Consider the following 16,874-nt stretch of genomic DNA (forward strand, 5'->3'; position numbering starts at 1 on the left):
TGCCCGCGCTGGCGTTGGCGGGCTGGTTGTGCTGGCGCAGCCTGGGCACGCTGGTGGGGCGGGAGGGGGGGGGCAGCATTCTGCTGGTGCTGCTGGGCTTCAAGGCGCTGGAGTGTGAGCGGCTGCGGGATTGGCGGGTGTTGATCGCGCTGGGTGTGTTTCTGGTCGCGATGCCGCTATTGTTCGATCAGTCGCCGGCGGCGGCGGTCTGGCTGGCCTTGAGCCTGCTGGCGCTGACCGGCGCGATGGCGGCGCTGGAAGGCGCGCCGTGGCGCGGTAGCCTGCGCTCGGCCGCGTCGGCGCTGGGTTTGGCCTTGCCCTTGATGCTGGTCTTGTTCGTGATCATGCCGCGGCTATCCGGCCCTTTGTGGAGCATGCCCAGCGCGCCGGGGCGGCAGGCGGTCAGCGGCCTGGGCGATAGCCTGGAACCCGGCAGCGTCAGCCGGCTGATCCTGAGTCAGGAGCCGGCATTCGCCGCGGTGTTCGAACAGGCGCCACCGCCGCGGGCGGAGATGTACTGGCGAGTAATGCTGCTGGACCGTTTCGACGGCAGCAGTTGGCGCGCCAGCGGCGAGCCTCCGGCGCGGGGCGGCGAGCGTTTGAGCGGCGGCGCCGTCGTCGCGTATGCGATTACGTTGGAGCCGGACAAGGGGCGTTTGCCGGCGCTGGATGTGCCGCAGCCGGACGATGAGGATGCGCGGCAGCGCTACGGCTTGCTATTGCGTGGTGACAGCAAGGAAAACAAGACCCTGCGCTTTCAGGCCGCCAGCCGTGTCGGCGGGGTTTATGCGTCGGCGCTGCCCGCCGGGGAACAGGCGTTCTACCAGCGCTTGCCGCCGGGCAATCCGCGCGCGCGCGCCTGGGCGCGCGAGCTGGCGGCCGGCGGATCGCGCGCATTCGTGCGTCAGGCGCTGCAAGCGTTCCGCAGCCAAGGTTTCCGTTATACCTTGAGTCCGCCCTTGCTGGATCAGCAAGACGGCATCGATCAATTCCTGTTTGCCAGCCGCCAGGGCTTTTGCGAGCACTATGCTTCGGCGCTGGCCTTCATGGCGCGCGCCGCGGGCCTGCCGGCGCGCATCGTCGTCGGCTATCAGGGTGGGGAATACAATCCGGTGGGGCGTTTCTGGCAGGTCAAATCGTCGGATGCGCACGCCTGGGTCGAAATCTGGCTGGCGGATAGCGGGCAATGGCTGCGCGTCGACCCCACCAGCGCGGTGGCGCCGCTGCGGCTGGCGGATGGCGCCGAGCAAAGCGTGCCAGCCTTGCGCGAGCAGGGGCTGGCCGGCCTGCCGCCGGCATGGCTGCGCAATTTGCGTCAGAACTGGCAGGCGGCCGGTTTTGCCTGGCAGCAATGGGTGGTGGGCTACGATGCGGCGCGTCAGCAAAACCTGTTCCAGCGTCTGGGGCTGGGCGAGAGCGTCAGCGTGGGCAGCGTGTTACGGGCCTTGCTGTATGGACTGGCGCTGGCCTGCCTGCCGCTGCTCTGGTGGTGGTGGCGCCGAGGTTTGAACGAAGAGCCGATGGCGCAGGGCTGGCGGCTGCTGCTGGCGCAGCTGCAGCGTCGGCGGGTCGCGGTCGGGCCTTGCGACGGCCCGCTGGAACTGCTGCGTAGCGCCAAGCCCCGGCTGGCGGAGGCGGAGTACCGGCAGTTGAAGGCCTTGGTGCAGGAATACGTTGCCTTGCGCTATCGCGCGCGGGACAGCGCGGAAGCCCGGCAGCGGGAATGGTTGCGTCGCAGTCGTCGTTTTCGGCTGGCGCGCAAATAACGAAGCCCCCGGTGTGCCGGGGGCTGTAGGGACTGACGCCGCCGCTCGCTACAACAGGAAGTCCTTGGAGATTCCCTTGCGGCGCAGGATGCGGCGCAGTTGCTCCAGTCCTTCGATCTGGATCTGGCGCACCCGCTCGCGGGTCAGGCTCAGCGCGGCGGCTAGCTCTTCCAGCGTGCAGATTTCATAGCCGTTCAGACCATAGCGGCGCTCGATCACCAGCTTCTGCTTTTCGTTCAACTGGCCCAGCCAGTCGTGGACGAAGTGTTCGAGCTGGCTGTTGTGCAGCTGGATTTCCGGCTCGTCATGCTGCTCGTCGGGGATGGATTCGCCAATCGACAGCATGGGGTCGATGTCCAGCGGCGCGTCCAGCGAGGCCATGCGCTCGTTCAGGTTCATCACCTTGCGCACATCGTCCACCGGCTTGCCAACCAGGTGAGCGATCTCGTCCAGCGTTGGCTCGCGGCCGATCTGGCTTTCCAGATGGCGCGACGCGCGCAGATAGACGTTGAGCTCCTTGATCACGTGCACCGGCAGGCGGATGGTGCGCGACTGGTTCATGATCGCGCGTTCTATGCTCTGGCGTATCCACCAGGTGGCATAGGTGGAGAAGCGGAAACCGCGCTCGGGGTCGAACTTTTCAAGCGCGTGCATCAGACCGATATTGCCTTCCTCGATCAGATCCAGCAGCGCCAGTCCGCGGTTGATATAGTGCTTGGCGATGTTCACCACCAGCCGCAGATTGTGTTCGATCATCTTCTGCCGCGCTTCGAACTCGCCGGCCACCACGCGGCGGGCCAGCGCCAGTTCTTCCTGCGGCGTCAGCAGGGCATTGTTGCCGATATCGTTGAGGTAGATTTGGGTGACGTCGGCAACTTCTTCGTATACCGGCTGCGCTTCGCCGACTTCCTCTGCCTCCACTTCGGCAACGGCTTCCTCATTGCTGTCCTCATCGAGAATTTCTTGCTCTTCGAGAATGTCGAGTTCGCTACTCATGTTCTACCCCCGTCTCTTTCTGATCCTGGACGGGGGCCCCGGCCGCCCGTCAGGACTTATGGTCAAGGTACTGCATCGGGTCCACCGGCTTGCCGAAGCGGCGGATCTCAAAGTGCAGTTTCACTTGGTCGGCGTCGGAATTGCCCATTTCGGCAATCTTCTGCCCTCGCTTGACAGACTGGCCCTCCTTTACGAGCAACTGACTGTTGTGGGCGTAGGCGGACAGGAAGGATTTGTTGTGCTTGATGATGATCAGCTTGCCATAGCCACGCAGGCCGGTGCCGCTGTACACCACTTTGCCATCCCCCGCCGCCAGCACCGGCTGACCGTTGCGGCCGCTGATGTCTATGCCCTTGCTGCTGTCGGAATAGCCCTTGATCATCTTGCCTTCGGTCGGCCACAGCCACGGCACCGCGTCCTCGTCGGCCTTCGCCGCGGGCTTGCTGGCCTCCGGCTTGGCGCTGGGCGTTGTTGCTGCCGGCGCTTCAGCCTTGGCCGGAGCGCTTGCCGCCGCCGTACTGGCGGAGTTGATCGGGGCTTGAGCGTTCTTGTTGTTGCCCGGTCCGCCCTCGCTCTGAGCGGACAGGGATTTTGCTGCTTCTGCGCTATACGGCAGTTTCAAGGCCTTGGGGTAGGTCTTGATCCCGCCTTGACGGTTGGTGGCGCTCTCTACCGGCGCGCTGGGCTGAGCCGGGGTTGTGGCCGGCTGGCTGGCGCCGGCGGCCGGCGCTGCCACGGCGGTATCGCTGCCGGGAGGCGTCAAACGCAATACCTGTCCTACTTTGATATTGTTGTCCGGCAGCTTGTTCCACTCGGCAACATCCTTGTATTTCAAGCCGTTATTCAAGGAGATGCGGAACAGGTTCTCCCCCGGCTGGACCACATGGGTCTTTTCTTTTGCTGTCACGCCTGCCGCCGTGGCGGAGCCTATCGGCGCGGCGGACACTCCTCCGTTATCCTGGTACGGCGTTGCTACCGCGGCACCGCCGCCCGTTGCCGCAGGTGTGGAAACCGGCGCGGGGGACGGCGCGCTATGCGTGGCGGCCGACGCACCGCTTTCCACTGGGGCCGCTTGTTGGGCGATGCTGGTGCATCCGCTCAGGGCGATGCCGATCGAAGCCGTGAATATATATGCATAGCTGCAATGCATTTTTAGCATACTTTTGTTTTTTATAGTCTGTTTAAGTGATTTGATAAATTGTCGGACAAAGAAACTGTTGTGTTTTTGCAGTTTTAACTGCGCCCGGCAAGCAAGGGTACGAATTTCACCGGGTCCAGCCGGCTTTTCTGCAGGCCTTGCGCGGTTTTCTCTATCAGCCACAAGTACTGTTCCTCTTCGCCTATCGGCATGATCATGCGGCCGCCGTCGCTGAGCTGTTCAACCAGGGCCTGGGGGATGTTGCGCGCGGCGGCAGTCATGATGATACCGTCGAAAGGGGCGGCTTCGGCCAGGCCGAAATGACCGTCGCCATGCACCAGGCGGGCATGCACTTGCTTGGCGGCGCGCAAATTGCGTCTGGCTTTGTCAAGAATGACACCCAAGCGTTCAATCGAATAGACCTCAGCGCCGGTTTTCAGCAGCACCGCGGTTTGATAACCGCAGCCAGTGCCGATTTCCAGCACCTTGCCCGGCGCCTTGCCGTTCAGCAGAATTTCCGTCATCCGCGCCACGGTGAAGGGCTGGGAGATGGTCTGTCCATGGCCTATCGGCAGCGAGACGTCGTCATAGGCCCGCGTGGCCAGCGCTTGGTCGACAAACAGGTGACGCGGCACTTCCGACATCGCGCTCAGCACGCGTTCGTCGGCCACGCCGTTTTGGCGCAGCCGTTCGACCATGCGGCGGCGGGTGCGGTCGGAAAGCATGCCGTAGGCCGGTTGGCCCGGCGTCAGCTGTGGTGTAGCCATGTCTTGATTCCGTCCAGTTGGCCATAGGCGGTTAGATCCAGCATCAGCGGCGTCACCGAAATATCGTTGTTGGCCAGCGCGCCGAAGTCCGTGCCCGCGCCGGCATCCTGTACATTGCCGACCGGTCCCACCCAGTATATCGTCTCGCCGCGTGGATTCTGAGATTTGATCACCGGCTGCGCGCAGTGGCGGCGGCCAAGGCGGGTCACCGTCAGTTGGCCCAGCGCTTCCGGCGCGATGTCGGGCACGTTGACGTTGAGCAGCACCGGCTCGCGAAACGGCGTCCGTTTGCAGCGTTCCACCAATTGATCCACCACCACGGCGGCGCTGGCGAAGTGCTGACCGCTATAGCCGGCCAGCGAAACCGCGACCGAGGGGATGCCCAGCATGAAACCTTCGGTCGCGGCGGCCACGGTGCCGGAGTAGAGCGTGTCGTCGCCGAGGTTGGGGCCGTGGTTGATGCCGCTGAACACCATGTCCGGCTTGAAGTCGAGCAGGCCGGTGACGGCGAGGTGCACGCAGTCGGTGGGCGTGCCGTTGACGTAATGGAAGCCGCTGGCGGCGGTGCGCACGGTCAGCGGACGATCCAGCGTCAAGGAGTTGCTGGCTCCGCTGCGGTCCCGTTCCGGCGCGACGACGACGACATCGCCGTGCCGGGACAGGGTCTGCGCCAACATGGCCAGTCCGGGGGCGAAATATCCGTCGTCATTGCTGATGAGAAACTTCATGCTGTCTTTCTTGTATAGGGGGCCGGCATACAGGGTGGGCTGATTGTAGCGCCGCATCGATGACGCGGAAAAGTCCGGCGTCGGCGGCTGACAAACAAAACCCGCCGGTGGGCGGGTTTGGCGGTGGCTCAGGCGTAGTAACGCTGGCTGAATTCCAGCATGCGCTCGATCGGCAGCCGCGCCGCGTCCATCTGCTGCGGGCTCAGATAATCTATGCGCAGGCCCTCGCCTTGCTGGGCGCGCTTGACCGCCGCCACGCTGTTCATCTTCATATAAGGACAGGAGTTGCATTGGCAGCCGGCGTAGATCGGAGCCTGGCGCAAGTCCAGGTCCGGGCGCGCCAGGCCCATATTGTAAAGAATGCCGTCCTCGGTGGCGACGAAGATCACCGCGTCGGGGCTGCCGTCAAACTGTTTGACCCAGTTGAGCATGCCGGAGGTAGAGCCGACGTAGTCGGCTTTCTTCAGCACCGGCAGCGGGCTTTCCGGGTGGGCAATCAGGTATTTCTCGGCGCCGGCGGCGGCAAAGGCTTCGTCCAGCGCCGCTTCATTGAATTTGTCGTGCACTTCGCACACGGCCGACCACAGCGGCATGTCGTAGCCGTATTGGTAGTTGAGGTAGCCGCCCATATTGCGGTCCGGCGAGAAGATCACTTTTTTGCCTTCGGCGTACAGGTGGGCAATGATGTCGTCGACGTTGCGGCTGGTGACGATCCAGTCGGACAGCGCTTTATGCTCGGCGCTGGAGTTGATATAGGAAACGTGTACGTGATCGGGGTGTTGTTTGCGCCATTTGGCCAGCGCGGCCACGTCGGTCTGGGTCACCAGCGAACAGGTGGAGCCGGCGTCGGGCAGGATCACTTCTGCCTGGGGGTTGAGTATCTTCGCGGTTTCGGCCATGAAGCGAACGCCGGCGAACACGATGATGTCGGCATTGGCTTCCTTGGCGTACAAAGAAAGCTCCAGGCTGTCGCCAACCTTGTCGGCCATCTGCTGGATTTCGGGTTGGGTATAGTAATGGGCAAGCGTGACGACGCGTTTCGTCATGATGGATCGACTCCCGCCGCCATTCCCTTCCTTCTTTTCCGAGAGGAGCGCATGGCGACTTTGTGCGGTGCAGTAAAGAGCTATTGCTAAACAATAAAGGTTAACAATATTGTAGTGTCCGCGCCAGTCCATTCGCGCAGGCATCGCCTGACGGCGCGAAGAACGTGTTTACGATCTCGCGAGCTAAGGCGAGACAAGGCGAAAACGAGTGAAAAAGCGGAATGTATAGGTGGTACATGAGCATTTTGAGCTCGGTTTCAACGCCGTATCGCCGACGCGCAGCAGATCGTAAACAGGTTCTAAGGGATAAACTCGGGCTTGCCTGAGGTCAAGATGGGCTTGAGATCCCGCCGGCATGATGGGGCTTTGGCCGGGACAGGGAGGACGGGCTTTGCGCGCGCAGCGCCGGCCTTGCGCCGGTTATCACTATTTCCAAGGATGAGCATCTAATGAGGCCGCATTACCTGACTCCGTTGTTTTCGCCGCGCAGCGTTGCCGTGGTCGGCGCCAGCGACACGCCGGGCTCAATAGGGCAGGCGGTGTTCGCCAATCTGCTGGCGGGCAACTTCCAGGGCAAGCTGTTCCCGGTCAACCTCAATCACAAGGTGGTGGCCGGGATTCCCGCCGTGGCCTCGGTGCGCCAGATCAATGAGCCGGTGGATATCGCGGTGGTGGTGACGGCGACCCGGACTCTGCCGGCCATCATGAAGGATTGCGGCAAGAAGGGCATCAAGGCGGTGCTGCTGGCCAAGGAGTTCGCCGACAGCGAGCAGCTGGAGCGCGAGATCATCAACGAGACGCTGTCGATCAGCCGCCATTTCGGCATCCGCATCCTGGGGCCCAATGTGCTGGGCCTGATGCGGCCGGTGGCGGGCTTCAACGCCAGCAATTACACCAGCAAGGTCAGGCCGGGCAATCTGGCGCTGGTGTCGCAGTCATCCGCCTTGTGCACGGCGATGCTGGATTGGGCGGACAGCAAGGGCATAGGCTTTTCCAGCGTGATTTCGGTGGGCAATGCGCTGGATGTCGGTTTCGGCGAAATTCTGGATTACCTGGTGGCGGACAATTTCACCCAGGGCATCTTGTTGCATGTCCACCACATTCACGACGCGCGCCGCTTTATGTCGGCCTTGCGCGCGGCGGCGCGCACCAAGCCGGTGGTGGTGATCAAGTCCGGCCGCTACGAAGACGCGGTCACCGGGGTTACGCACTCCAGCAATCTGGTGGAAAGCGGCGATGTGTTCGACGCCGCGCTAGCGCGCGCCGGCGTACTGCGCGTGGACACCATCGCCCAATTGTTCACCGCGGCCAAGGTGCTGGCCGCCAATTACCGGGTGGGCGGCAAGCGCTTGGCCATCGTCACCAACGGCATCGGCCCAGGCGTGCTGGCCGCCGACAGCGCCTATTCCAATAGGGTCGAGCTGGCCAAGCTGTCCGATGACACGCTGGAGTTGCTCAATGGGGTGCTGCCGCGCAATTGGTCACGCGGCAATCCGCTGGACATCATAGGCGACGCCAGTCCGGCGCGTTTCCGCACCGCGGTGAAAGCCTGTCTGGACGACCCCAATGTGGATGGCGTGATGGTGATCTTCACGCCGCAGGCTGGCACTGATCATCTGACCACGGCGCAATTGATGATCGGCTTGCAGCGCGAGAGCAGCAAGCCGCTGTTCTTGTCCTGGCTGGGCGATGCCAAGGTGTCGGAGAGCCGCGAGCTGTTCTCCAAGGCCAAGTGCGCGCATTTCCGCGCGCCGGAATACGGCATTGAGGTGTTCCGCAATCTGGCGGCCTATCAACGCAACCAGCAATTGCTGCTGCAGACGCCGGGGCCGCTGGAGGGCAAGCGCGCCGATCCCGACGTGGCCAAGGCACGCAAGGTCATCGCCGCGGCGGCGAAGGACGGCCGCGAGATTCTGTCCGAGCGCGAATCCAAGGAGGTGTTGGCCGCTTTTCATATCCCGGTCAATCCGACCAAGCTGGCGCGCTCCGCGCACGAGGCGGTGAAGCTGGCCGACAAGATCGGCTATCCGGTGGTGCTGAAAATAGATTCGCCGGACATCATTTATAAGTCCGATGTTGGCGGCGTGGAACTGAACATCAGCAATGAGGCGACATTGCGCGAGGCCTTCGACGGCATCATCCGCCGCACTCGACAGGCGCGGCCGGAGGCGCGCATCGACGGGGTGTCGGTGCAGCCGATGCGCAAGCGCCGCTTCGCGCGCGAAGTGATGGTGGGCGTCACCCACGACGAGGCCTTTGGCCCGGTGATCACTTTCGGCGCCGGCGGCATCGCGGTGGAAGTGATGCACGACCGCGCGCTGTCCCTGCCGCCGCTCAACGACTATCTGGTGGCCAGCATGATCCGCCATACCCGCATCGGCCAATTGCTGGGCGCGTTCAAGAACCTGCCGGCGGTGGATCAGGACGAGCTGGCGGATGTGCTGCTGCATGTGTCGGAGATGGTGTGCGAGCTGCCGGAGTTGCGCGAAATGGACATCAATCCGCTGATCGCCGACGAGCAGGGCGTGATCGCGCTGGACGCCCGCATCATCGTGTGTCCGCCGCGGCCGGACTTGAAGCGCTACGGCCATATGGCGATCATGCCTTACCCCAGTCACATGGTGGTGTGCGCCAAATTGAATGACGGCACCAATGTGATGGTGCGTCCGGTGCGTCCGGAAGATGCGGATATGCAACAGGAGTTCGTGCGCAATCTGTCTGAAGAAAGCCGCTACAACCGCTACTTGTCCAGCATCAAGCAATTGTCGCAAAGCATGTTGGTGCGCTTCACTCAGCTGGACTACGACCGCGAGATGGCGCTGGCAATGACGCGCGAGCACAAGGACGGCGAGGAGATGCTGGCGGTGGCGCGCTTCATCACCGATCCGGACAACGAGGGCTGCGAGTTCGCGCTGGAGGTGGCGGACCGCTGGCAGGGCAAGGGCATAGGCTATCTATTGATGAGCGCCTTGTTCGACGCGGCGCGGGAGCAGGGCTTGAAAGTGATGCGTGGCGAGGTGCTGGCCGGCAATAAAGGCATGCTGAAATTGATGCATAAACTGGGATTTTCAGTGGAGCCGCACCCGGAAGACCGGGCTCTGACCATGGTGTCCAAGAGCCTGTAACGGTGGGCTTGACAGCCGTCTTGCATTAAGCGCTTGCAAGATAAGGGAAAACTGACCTAAAATCGTGGGCTTTTCTACATACCGTTTTTATTCAAGGACAATCGACAATGGTAGTGATTCGTCTGGCACGTGGCGGCGCCAAGAACCGTCCGTTCTACAACATCGTGGTGACCGATTCCCGTAACCGTCGTGACGGTCGCTTCATCGAGCGCGTTGGCTTCTACAACCCGGTTGCCAATGAGAAGCAAGAGCGCGTCCGTTTCACCATGGACCGCCTGAACCACTGGGTAGGTGTTGGCGCTCAAGTTTCCGACGCTGTTGCCAAGCTGCTGAAAGAGCAGAAGGCCGCTGCCTAAGCGTTCGTTGATTTCATATCGGACGGACTAGGCGCATGCGCAAGGAAGATCTCGTATTAATGGGGTTTGTGCGTGGCGCCTTTGGTGTCAAGGGCTGGATCAAGATCCAGGCCGACACCGAATACGCTGACGGTTTGTTCGACTACCCGGTCTGGTGGCTGGGTCAGGAGAACGACTGGAAGCCGTACACATTTGAAAATGGCGCTCTCCAGCCCAAGGCGCTGGTCGCCAAGCTGGAAGGCGTGGAAGACCGTGATGGCGCGGAAGCGTTGCGCGGCAAGCAAATTGCCATTCCGCGCGCTGAATTGCCCGCCGCCGAAGAGGGCGAATACTACTGGGCCGATCTGATCGGTCTGGAAGTCGTCAATCTGCAAGGCGAAACGCTGGGCAAGGTGAGCGAGCTGATGGAAACCGGCGCGCACGATGTGCTGGTGGTGCAGGGCGCGGACGCGCAGCGCATGATTCCGTTTGTGGATCAGTATGTGCTGGAAGTCCAGCTTGCCGCTGGCAAGATCCAGGTGGACTGGGGTCTGGACTACTGATGCAGATCGACGCGGTAACGCTGTTTCCGGAGATGTTCGATTCCATCGCCCGCTTTGGCGTCAGCCAGCGGGCGCTTGACTTGGGCATCTGGGGGTTTCAGGCCTGGAATCCTCGCGATTTCACGCATGACAACTACCGCCGGGTAGACGACCGTCCTTACGGCGGCGGCCCCGGCATGGTGATGCAGATCGAGCCTCTGGCGCAGTCCATCGCGGCGGCCAGGGCCAGGCAGGCGCAAGCCGGCGCCGAGCGCAGCCATGTGATTTATCTTTCGCCGCAAGGCCGCCCTTTGACGCACGCGAAAGCGGAGCAACTGTCGCAGCAGCCGGGCCTGATCCTGCTGTGTGGCCGTTACGAAGGCGTGGATGAAAGATTGATCCAGCGCGAGGTCGACGAGGAGATTTCCATCGGCGACTACGTGTTGTCCGGCGGCGAGCTGCCGGCGATGGTGCTGATGGACGCGGTGGTGCGTTTGCTGCCGGGCGTGCTGAACGATGTTCAGTCGGCTTACGAAGATTCATTTGTGGACGGGCTTCTTGATTGTCCGCACTATACCCGACCCGAAGACTATCAGGGCATGCGGGTGCCGGATGTGCTGTTGTCCGGTAATCATGCGCTGATCGCTAAATGGCGGCTGAAACAGGCTCTGGGCAGGACGATGCAACGTCGCCCGGATTTGCTGCAAGGCCGCGTTTTGACAAAACAGGAATCTCGGCTGCTGGCGGAGTACCAGCAGGAACAAGATCTCCAGAAAAACCAGGAGTAATCTCATGGATCTGATCCAGAAACTCGAGCAAGAAGAAATCGCCCGCCTGGGCAAAACCCTGCCGGAATTCGCTCCGGGCGACACCGTTGTGGTGCAGGTAAAGGTTAAGGAAGGCAACCGCGAACGTCTGCAGGCTTACGAAGGCGTGGTTATCGCCAAGAAGAACGCAGGCCTGAACAGCGCTTTCACCGTGCGCAAGATGTCCGCTGGTGAAGGTGTTGAGCGTACTTTCCAGACCTACTCCCCGCTGGTGGCTTCCGTTGAAGTGAAGCGCCGCGGTGACGTGCGTCGCGCCAAGCTGTACTACCTGCGCGGCCGTACCGGCAAATCCGCACGCATCAAGGAAAAGCTGCCGGCTCGCAAGCAAGGCTAAGCCTGGCCGAGTCAGGCCTGGACCTGATGACAGTTCAAAGCGCAAGGCGATGCCTTGCGCTTTTTTCTTGGCGGTTCAAAGTTGGCTGAGCGTCCCACACACCTTGAGCGATAAGCGCTGGTTCACGCAGCGGGCGATACAAACGCCTTGCGTCGTACTGCTTCACTAGACTGTGAGTGGATTCTTGGCATGATGGCGGAGGCGGCATGGATTATTCTGCGGTGATCGACGCGCCGTTCGGGCAATTGGGCATGGTATGCCGGGACGGCTTTTTGCTGCGGCTGGAGTTTCTGGCCCAGCGCCAGCCGCTGTTGCCGCCGGCTCCGGGCAGCCTGGAGCGGGAGCTCGTCCAGCAACTGGACGCCTATTACGCGGACCCTCGCTTCCATTTCAGCGTGCCGTACCGTTTGTCGGGCAGCGAGCACCAGTTGCAGGTATGGCACGCCATCGCGCAGATACCCAGCGGCCAAACCTTGCGTTATCAGGATATCGCCACGGCGTTGGCGTCGTCGGCGCGGGCGGTGGGCAATGCCTGCGGCCGCAACCCGGTGCCCATCATCGTGCCCTGTCACCGCGTGGTGGCGCGTAATAGTTTGGGTGGGTTCAATCGTTCCCTGGGGCGGGAGACGGTGGACATCAAGCAGTGGTTGCTGGCGCATGAGTTCGAGTTCGGCTGAAGCTTGGGGGCTCAGGAAAAAGCGCAAGACATCGTCTTGCGCTTTTTTTGCGAGTCATCGGCGGAATTCCGAGCCGGCATCAGGCTGCAATGTGCTCCGGCCGCATATCGCGCCAGCTGGTCTCGATATAGCGGGTGCAATCCTGGCGCGGCGCGGGGCCATGCGCGACGCTCCAGCCGGCGGGGACGGCGATCGCGCCTGGCCAGAGCGAGTGACTGCCCTGCTGGTTGCGCAATACCATGAATTCGCCGTCCGGCAAATCAAACAAGTTCGACATCATTGGGCTCCTGGTTCTGGGGTGGATGAGGATTGGCGGCTTCCTGAGCCTGGCGCAGCGCTGCGGCCAGCACCGGGCCGATGTGAGTCAGCGCTTCCGGGCGCATGATTTTTTCATGCAGGCAGGCGATGGCATGGACGACGATGTCGCCGCCGATATGGGCCTGCCACGCTTCCGGCGTCTGGAACTCATCGCGCAGTGGGTCCTCGCTAGCGCGGAAGAACAGCAGATCACCGTCAAAGCACTGGAAGTCGTGGGCGTTCATCAAGACCGGCGCGGCCTTGAATTCGCGCAGGATGGCGTCGAACAGGCCGGCGTCCAGACCTGACATGCCCAGATGTTCGCGCACGCGCGCCACGTAGTCTTCGCCCGGCGCCACCGCGCCGTCCGACAGCGCGCTCATCAGCCGCTGCTGGATGATCTGGTTTTCCGGCTGGAACAGGCGCGAGGGCTGGGGGTAATTGTCCAGCATGGACAGCAGCGCCACCCGTTCGCCTTGCTGCTGCAGCAAGATGGCCATCGCATGGGCGATATGGCCACCGAAGGACCAGCCGAGCAGATGATAGGGACCCTGGGGCTGGACCGCGCGAATCTGGCGCAGGTAGTCGGCCGCCATTTCGTCCACCGACTCTGGACGGGTTTCCATCTGCGACAGGCTGCGCGCCTGCAGCGCGTATAGCGGTTGATCGCCGGGAAGGTGGCGGATCAGGCCGGCATAGGGCCAGCCCAGGCCGCCGGCGGGGTGGATGCAGAACAGCGGCGCGCGCTCGCCTTTGGGTTGCAGCGGCAGCAGGATGGCGAAGGAATTTTCCGGCTGTGCCTGGCTGATGCGTTGCGCCAGAGCGGCGACGCTGGGCGCTTCGAACAGGCTGCGGATGCCGAGCTCAAGCTGGAAAATAGAACGGATCCGGCTGATCAGCCGGGTGGCGAGCAGGGAGTGGCCGCCCAGCTCGAAGAAGCTGTCGTCTATGCCTACGGCGTTCAAGCCGAGGATTTCGGCGTAAAGCCCGCACAGGATTTCCTCCGGCGGCGTGCGCGGCGCCCGATAATCGCGGCCGCTTTCTTGCGCAGGCTCGGGCAGCGCCTGGCGGTTGAGCTTGCCATTGGGGCTGAGCGGCATGCTGTCCAGCAGGGTGATCGACGAGGGCACCATATAATCCGGCAGTATTTGCGCCAGGTATTGGCGCAACTGAGCGGGTTCCGCCCGCGCGTCGGCCTGGGCCACGACATAGGCGGCCAGGGCCTGATAGCCGCTTGGCTGCGGGTGCAGGATGACGGCGGCACTGGCCACTGTCGGGTGCTGCGCCAGCGCGGCTTCGATTTCGCCCAGCTCCACGCGGAAGCCGCGCACTTTCACTTGCTGGTCTACTCGGCCCAGGTGTTCCAGCCGGCCGTCGTCGGTCCAGCGCGCCAGGTCGCCGGTGCGGTACATGCGCTCGCCCGGCTCGAAGGGGTTGGCGATGAAGCGCTCGGCGGTCAGCGCCGGACGGTTCAGATAGCCGCGCGCCAGGCTGACGCCGGCGATATACAGCTCGCCGGCAACGCCGACCGGCAGCGGTTGCAGCTTGGCATCCAGCACATAGGCCTGCACATTGGGCAGCGGCGTGCCTATCGGGGCGCTGCCGTCGCCGTCCAGCTGGCTCAGCGTGGCGCAAACCGTCGCTTCGGTGGGGCCATAGCCGTTGAACATTTTGCGCTGCAGGCCGAACAGGCCGGCCAGCGCCGGTGGGCAAGCCTCGCCGGCCACGATCAAGCGCAGCTGTTGTGGCAGCGCTTCCACCGACAGATTGGCCAAGGCGCTGGGGGACAGGGTCAGGTGGCTGATCTCCTGTTGGCGCAGCAGACGTTCCAGCGCCGGTCCCGGCAATTGCTCCTCGTGATCGGCCATGACCAGGGTGGCGCCGGACAGCAGCGCCATGGCGATTTCCCAGAACGAAGCGTCGAAGCTGATGGAGCTGAATTGCAGCACTCGGCTGCCGGGGCCCACTTCCAGTGTGGTGCTCTGAAAAGCGGCCAGGTTGGCGATGCCGGCATGGGACACCAGTACGCCCTTGGGCTGACCGGTGGAGCCTGAGGTGTAGATCACATAGGCGATATTGGCCGGGCCCAAGGCGTCGCGGCGTGCGCCGTCGTCGGGGTCGGCGGCGCTGCGCAACTGGAGCGCGGCCTGGAATTCCGGCTGATCCAGGTTCTGCTGCGCAAGGCCGGCCGGCCGCTCGCCGCTCCAGTCGCCATCGCTCAACAACAGACGCGGCTGCGCGTCTTCCAGCATCAGCCGCAGACGCTCGGGCGGGTAGCGCGGGTCCAGCGGCAGGTAGGCGGCGCCAGCCTTGGCGATGGCGAGCAGCACGACGACTTGTCGCAGCGAGCGCGGCAGGCAGAAGGCGACGATGTCTTCGGGGCCGACGCCATCGGCGATCAGTTGATGGGCCAGCCGGTTGGCCTGCGCATTCAGCTCCGCGTAGTTGATGCTGAGCTCGCCATGCTGGACCGCGATGCTGTGCGCGGCGTGGACGGCTTGACGTTCGAACAAGGCGGGCAGGGTGCCTGCGGCGACAGCGAGTTCGGGACCGCGCGAGGTCGCCAGCAAGGCCTCGCGTTCCGCGTCGGAGAGCAGTTCGATATCGCCCAGCATTTGCGTTGGATTATCTCCCAGCGCTCGCATCAGTTGCAGCAGGCGCTGCATATGACGCTCCAGCGCTGGCGCGTCGTAATGGGCGGCGTTGGCGTTGAAGCCTATCTCCAGCGCCTTGTCGTCGCTGCGGTCGAAAATGTCGAAACCCAGGTCGACCGCCGGGCCGTTGGCGAGGTTGTGCGGCGTGGTGCCGTGGCCGGCGAAGCGCAGGTCGTGATCGTAGGGCACCACATTGATGGTGGTGGTGAACAGGTGGCCGCGTCCGGTCTGGCCTTGCTGGTCGCGCAGCATGTCTTCATAGCGGTATTGTTGGCGGCGCAGGCTTTGGCGGACCTGGCGGCTGACCTGACGCGCGACTTCGCCGATGGTCATGTCCGGCCGCACTTGCAGCCGCATCGGCAACGCATTGGCCAGCATGCCGGGAATCGCGCGTTGCTCGCGCTGGCTGCGCGCGGCGACCGGGATGCCTATGCTCAGCTCCTGTTGACCGCTGATGCGCTGCAAATAGGCGGCGATGATGGAAATCAGCAACTGGGGCAGTGGAATGGCCAAGGTCTTGGCGCTGTCGCGCAGGCGCTGGACAATGGGGCCGCTCAGCCGCAGGCGATGGCGCCTCAGGCCGCGCATAGGCTCCTGACGTGGGCTGAGGCTGGCCGGTGGCGGCAGCGTCGCGCAATACTCCAGCCAGAAGGCGCGGTCTTCCTGAAAAGCACTGGACGCGCGGTAGTCGGCGTCAATTTGCGCCAGGCGGCCAAAGTCGCCGAAGGGGCTGGCGGCGGGCTCGCAGCCTTCGCTCATTGCGGTATAGAGATGGGCGACGCGCTGCACCAACAAGCCATTGCCCCAGCCGTCCATCGCGATATGGGGCAGGCATTGGTACCAGAAATAATGTTGTTCCGAGATTTTGAGCAGCGCGTAGCGAAACAGCGGGCCGGCTTCCTGCTCGAAAGGCTGATTGCAGTCCTGCTGCATCCATTGTTCGGCGGCCACGCTTGGGTTCTCGGCCTGGCTGAAGTCCAGGCATGGCAGCCGCCAGGATTGCCATTCGATTGGCTGCTGGCTGACGCCGAGCGCGTCAGCTTTGAACGCGACGCCTAAAGCGAGTGTTTCCGTCAGCATCTGGCGCAATGCGGCTTCGAAGATGGTGGCGTCCACCGGGCCATGGATTTCGATATAGTCGGACAGATTGTAGGCTGAACTGTCGCCCAGCAGGGTCTGGGCCAGCCAGACCTCCGCCTGGGACGAAGTCAGCGGATGGCGCAATGCTGGTGTGTTGCTCATGGGTCACTCCTAGCGAATGTAATATAGCGAGTCCAAGTGCGTTGCCGCGCATCGACCCTGGCTGGCGCCGCGTGTCTTGGGCGCTGGCGTCGGAAAATCGAGCGCAATAGGACCCCTGCCGGTAGGGCGGGGGGCCACTGCTGCCGGGTCGTTTCTGTAGGTGGGTGAGCTAATGCTGTATTTACTTCTTAGAACCTGTTCAAAGTCTGCTGCGCTTCGGCGATACGGCGTTAAAAACAAGCTCAAAATGCTCATGTACCACTTGTACATTCCGCTTTCTCGCTCGTTTTCGCCTTGTCTCGCTCTTGCTCGCAAGCTGGCGAACAGGTTCCTGGAAGCGCTTCACGATCAGCCGCTAGGCCGCGAAGGGCTTCTTTGTTGATTTAATTTTGGCGGGATA

At 62.9% G+C, this 16,874-nt stretch carries 14 protein-coding genes; 7 read left to right on the plus strand and 7 right to left on the minus strand.

Features of this window, described 5'->3' with window-relative positions; all coding sequences use genetic code 11:
- On the plus strand, positions 1-1,766 hold a 1,766-nt coding region (locus LQT98_RS16085), incomplete at its 5' end, for a transglutaminase family protein (RefSeq protein ID WP_231463521.1).
- A 48-nt stretch (positions 1,767-1,814) separates the two neighbouring features.
- On the opposite strand, the gene rpoS is transcribed toward LQT98_RS16085, so the two are convergent.
- From rpoS to nadA, 5 genes are all read right to left on the minus strand, one after another.
- Positions 1,815-2,762, minus strand: a complete 948-nt coding sequence (rpoS, locus tag LQT98_RS16090) for an RNA polymerase sigma factor RpoS (protein WP_048409312.1) — start codon at positions 2,760-2,762, stop codon at positions 1,815-1,817.
- A gap of 49 nt (positions 2,763-2,811) precedes the next feature.
- A complete protein-coding gene (locus tag LQT98_RS16095) occupies positions 2,812-4,083 on the minus strand; it encodes a peptidoglycan DD-metalloendopeptidase family protein (RefSeq protein ID WP_231463522.1) in 1,272 nt (423 codons plus the stop codon).
- Positions 3,996-4,667 (minus strand): protein-L-isoaspartate(D-aspartate) O-methyltransferase, encoded by a 672-nt coding sequence (locus LQT98_RS16100; RefSeq protein WP_048409314.1) that lies wholly within the window; start codon positions 4,665-4,667, stop codon positions 3,996-3,998. The genes LQT98_RS16095 and LQT98_RS16100 overlap by 88 nt, the downstream gene beginning before the upstream one ends.
- Entirely contained in the window at positions 4,649-5,395 is a 747-nt protein-coding gene (surE, locus tag LQT98_RS16105; RefSeq protein ID WP_048409315.1) for a 5'/3'-nucleotidase SurE, read from the minus strand. Before surE ends, LQT98_RS16100 begins: the two co-directional genes overlap by 19 nt.
- Positions 5,396-5,523: 128 nt before the next feature.
- On the minus strand, positions 5,524-6,441 hold the full coding sequence (gene nadA, locus LQT98_RS16110) for a quinolinate synthase NadA (protein ID WP_231463524.1): 918 nt from the start codon (positions 6,439-6,441) through the stop codon (positions 5,524-5,526).
- Positions 6,442-6,890: 449 nt separating this feature from the next.
- Here nadA and LQT98_RS16115 point away from each other — a divergent pair, with 449 nt between their 5' ends.
- The 6 genes from LQT98_RS16115 (at position 6,891) to LQT98_RS16140 (ending at position 12,281) form a co-directional block, all read left to right on the plus strand.
- Entirely contained in the window at positions 6,891-9,566 is a 2,676-nt protein-coding gene (locus LQT98_RS16115) for a bifunctional acetate--CoA ligase family protein/GNAT family N-acetyltransferase (protein ID WP_231463526.1), read from the plus strand.
- A gap of 107 nt (positions 9,567-9,673) precedes the next feature.
- Positions 9,674-9,922 carry a 30S ribosomal protein S16 gene (gene rpsP, locus LQT98_RS16120; protein ID WP_019102878.1) on the plus strand — a complete coding sequence of 83 codons (249 nt, stop codon included), beginning with the start codon at positions 9,674-9,676 and terminating at the stop codon, positions 9,920-9,922.
- A 59-nt stretch (positions 9,923-9,981) separates the two neighbouring features.
- Positions 9,982-10,464 carry a ribosome maturation factor RimM gene (gene rimM, locus LQT98_RS16125; protein WP_231463528.1) on the plus strand — a complete coding sequence of 161 codons (483 nt, stop codon included), beginning with the start codon at positions 9,982-9,984 and terminating at the stop codon, positions 10,462-10,464.
- Entirely contained in the window at positions 10,464-11,231 is a 768-nt protein-coding gene (gene trmD / locus LQT98_RS16130) for a tRNA (guanosine(37)-N1)-methyltransferase TrmD (RefSeq protein ID WP_231463530.1), read from the plus strand. The genes rimM and trmD overlap by 1 nt, the downstream gene beginning before the upstream one ends.
- Before the next feature lie 4 nt (positions 11,232-11,235).
- Positions 11,236-11,604, plus strand: coding sequence for a 50S ribosomal protein L19 (gene rplS / locus LQT98_RS16135; protein WP_048411359.1), 369 nt, complete (start codon positions 11,236-11,238; stop codon positions 11,602-11,604).
- 206 nt (positions 11,605-11,810) lie between these two features.
- Complete coding sequence (locus tag LQT98_RS16140; RefSeq protein ID WP_231463531.1) at positions 11,811-12,281, plus strand: methylated-DNA--[protein]-cysteine S-methyltransferase; 471 nt, start codon at positions 11,811-11,813, stop codon at positions 12,279-12,281.
- Between the two features lie 79 nt (positions 12,282-12,360).
- On the opposite strand, the gene LQT98_RS16145 is transcribed toward LQT98_RS16140, so the two are convergent.
- Positions 12,361-12,558: an MbtH family protein gene (locus tag LQT98_RS16145; protein WP_231463532.1), complete on the minus strand. Its 198-nt coding sequence runs from the start codon at positions 12,556-12,558 to the stop codon at positions 12,361-12,363.
- On the minus strand, positions 12,542-16,474 hold the full coding sequence (locus LQT98_RS16150) for a non-ribosomal peptide synthetase (RefSeq protein ID WP_231463534.1): 3,933 nt from the start codon (positions 16,472-16,474) through the stop codon (positions 12,542-12,544). Before LQT98_RS16150 ends, LQT98_RS16145 begins: the two co-directional genes overlap by 17 nt.
- Positions 16,475-16,874 lie beyond the last annotated feature (400 nt).

This window comes from Chromobacterium aquaticum (assembly GCF_021129195.1).
In the GTDB taxonomy this organism is placed as follows: domain Bacteria; phylum Pseudomonadota; class Gammaproteobacteria; order Burkholderiales; family Chromobacteriaceae; genus Chromobacterium; species Chromobacterium aquaticum.

Coding starts and splice junctions, on each gene's coding strand:
- LQT98_RS16145 (WP_231463532.1), bottom strand. CDS start 12,558: ATGTCGAACTTGTTTGATTTGCCGGACGGCGAATTCATGGTATTGCGC.
- rimM (WP_231463528.1), top strand. CDS start 9,982: ATGGGGTTTGTGCGTGGCGCCTTTGGTGTCAAGGGCTGGATCAAGATC.
- LQT98_RS16100 (WP_048409314.1), bottom strand. CDS start 4,667: ATGGCTACACCACAGCTGACGCCGGGCCAACCGGCCTACGGCATGCTT.
- rpsP (WP_019102878.1), top strand. CDS start 9,674: ATGGTAGTGATTCGTCTGGCACGTGGCGGCGCCAAGAACCGTCCGTTC.
- trmD (WP_231463530.1), top strand. CDS start 10,464: ATGCAGATCGACGCGGTAACGCTGTTTCCGGAGATGTTCGATTCCATC.
- LQT98_RS16150 (WP_231463534.1), bottom strand. CDS start 16,474: ATGAGCAACACACCAGCATTGCGCCATCCGCTGACTTCGTCCCAGGCG.
- nadA (WP_231463524.1), bottom strand. CDS start 6,441: ATGACGAAACGCGTCGTCACGCTTGCCCATTACTATACCCAACCCGAA.
- rplS (WP_048411359.1), top strand. CDS start 11,236: ATGGATCTGATCCAGAAACTCGAGCAAGAAGAAATCGCCCGCCTGGGC.
- rpoS (WP_048409312.1), bottom strand. CDS start 2,762: ATGAGTAGCGAACTCGACATTCTCGAAGAGCAAGAAATTCTCGATGAG.
- surE (WP_048409315.1), bottom strand. CDS start 5,395: ATGAAGTTTCTCATCAGCAATGACGACGGATATTTCGCCCCCGGACTG.
- LQT98_RS16115 (WP_231463526.1), top strand. CDS start 6,891: ATGAGGCCGCATTACCTGACTCCGTTGTTTTCGCCGCGCAGCGTTGCC.
- LQT98_RS16140 (WP_231463531.1), top strand. CDS start 11,811: ATGGATTATTCTGCGGTGATCGACGCGCCGTTCGGGCAATTGGGCATG.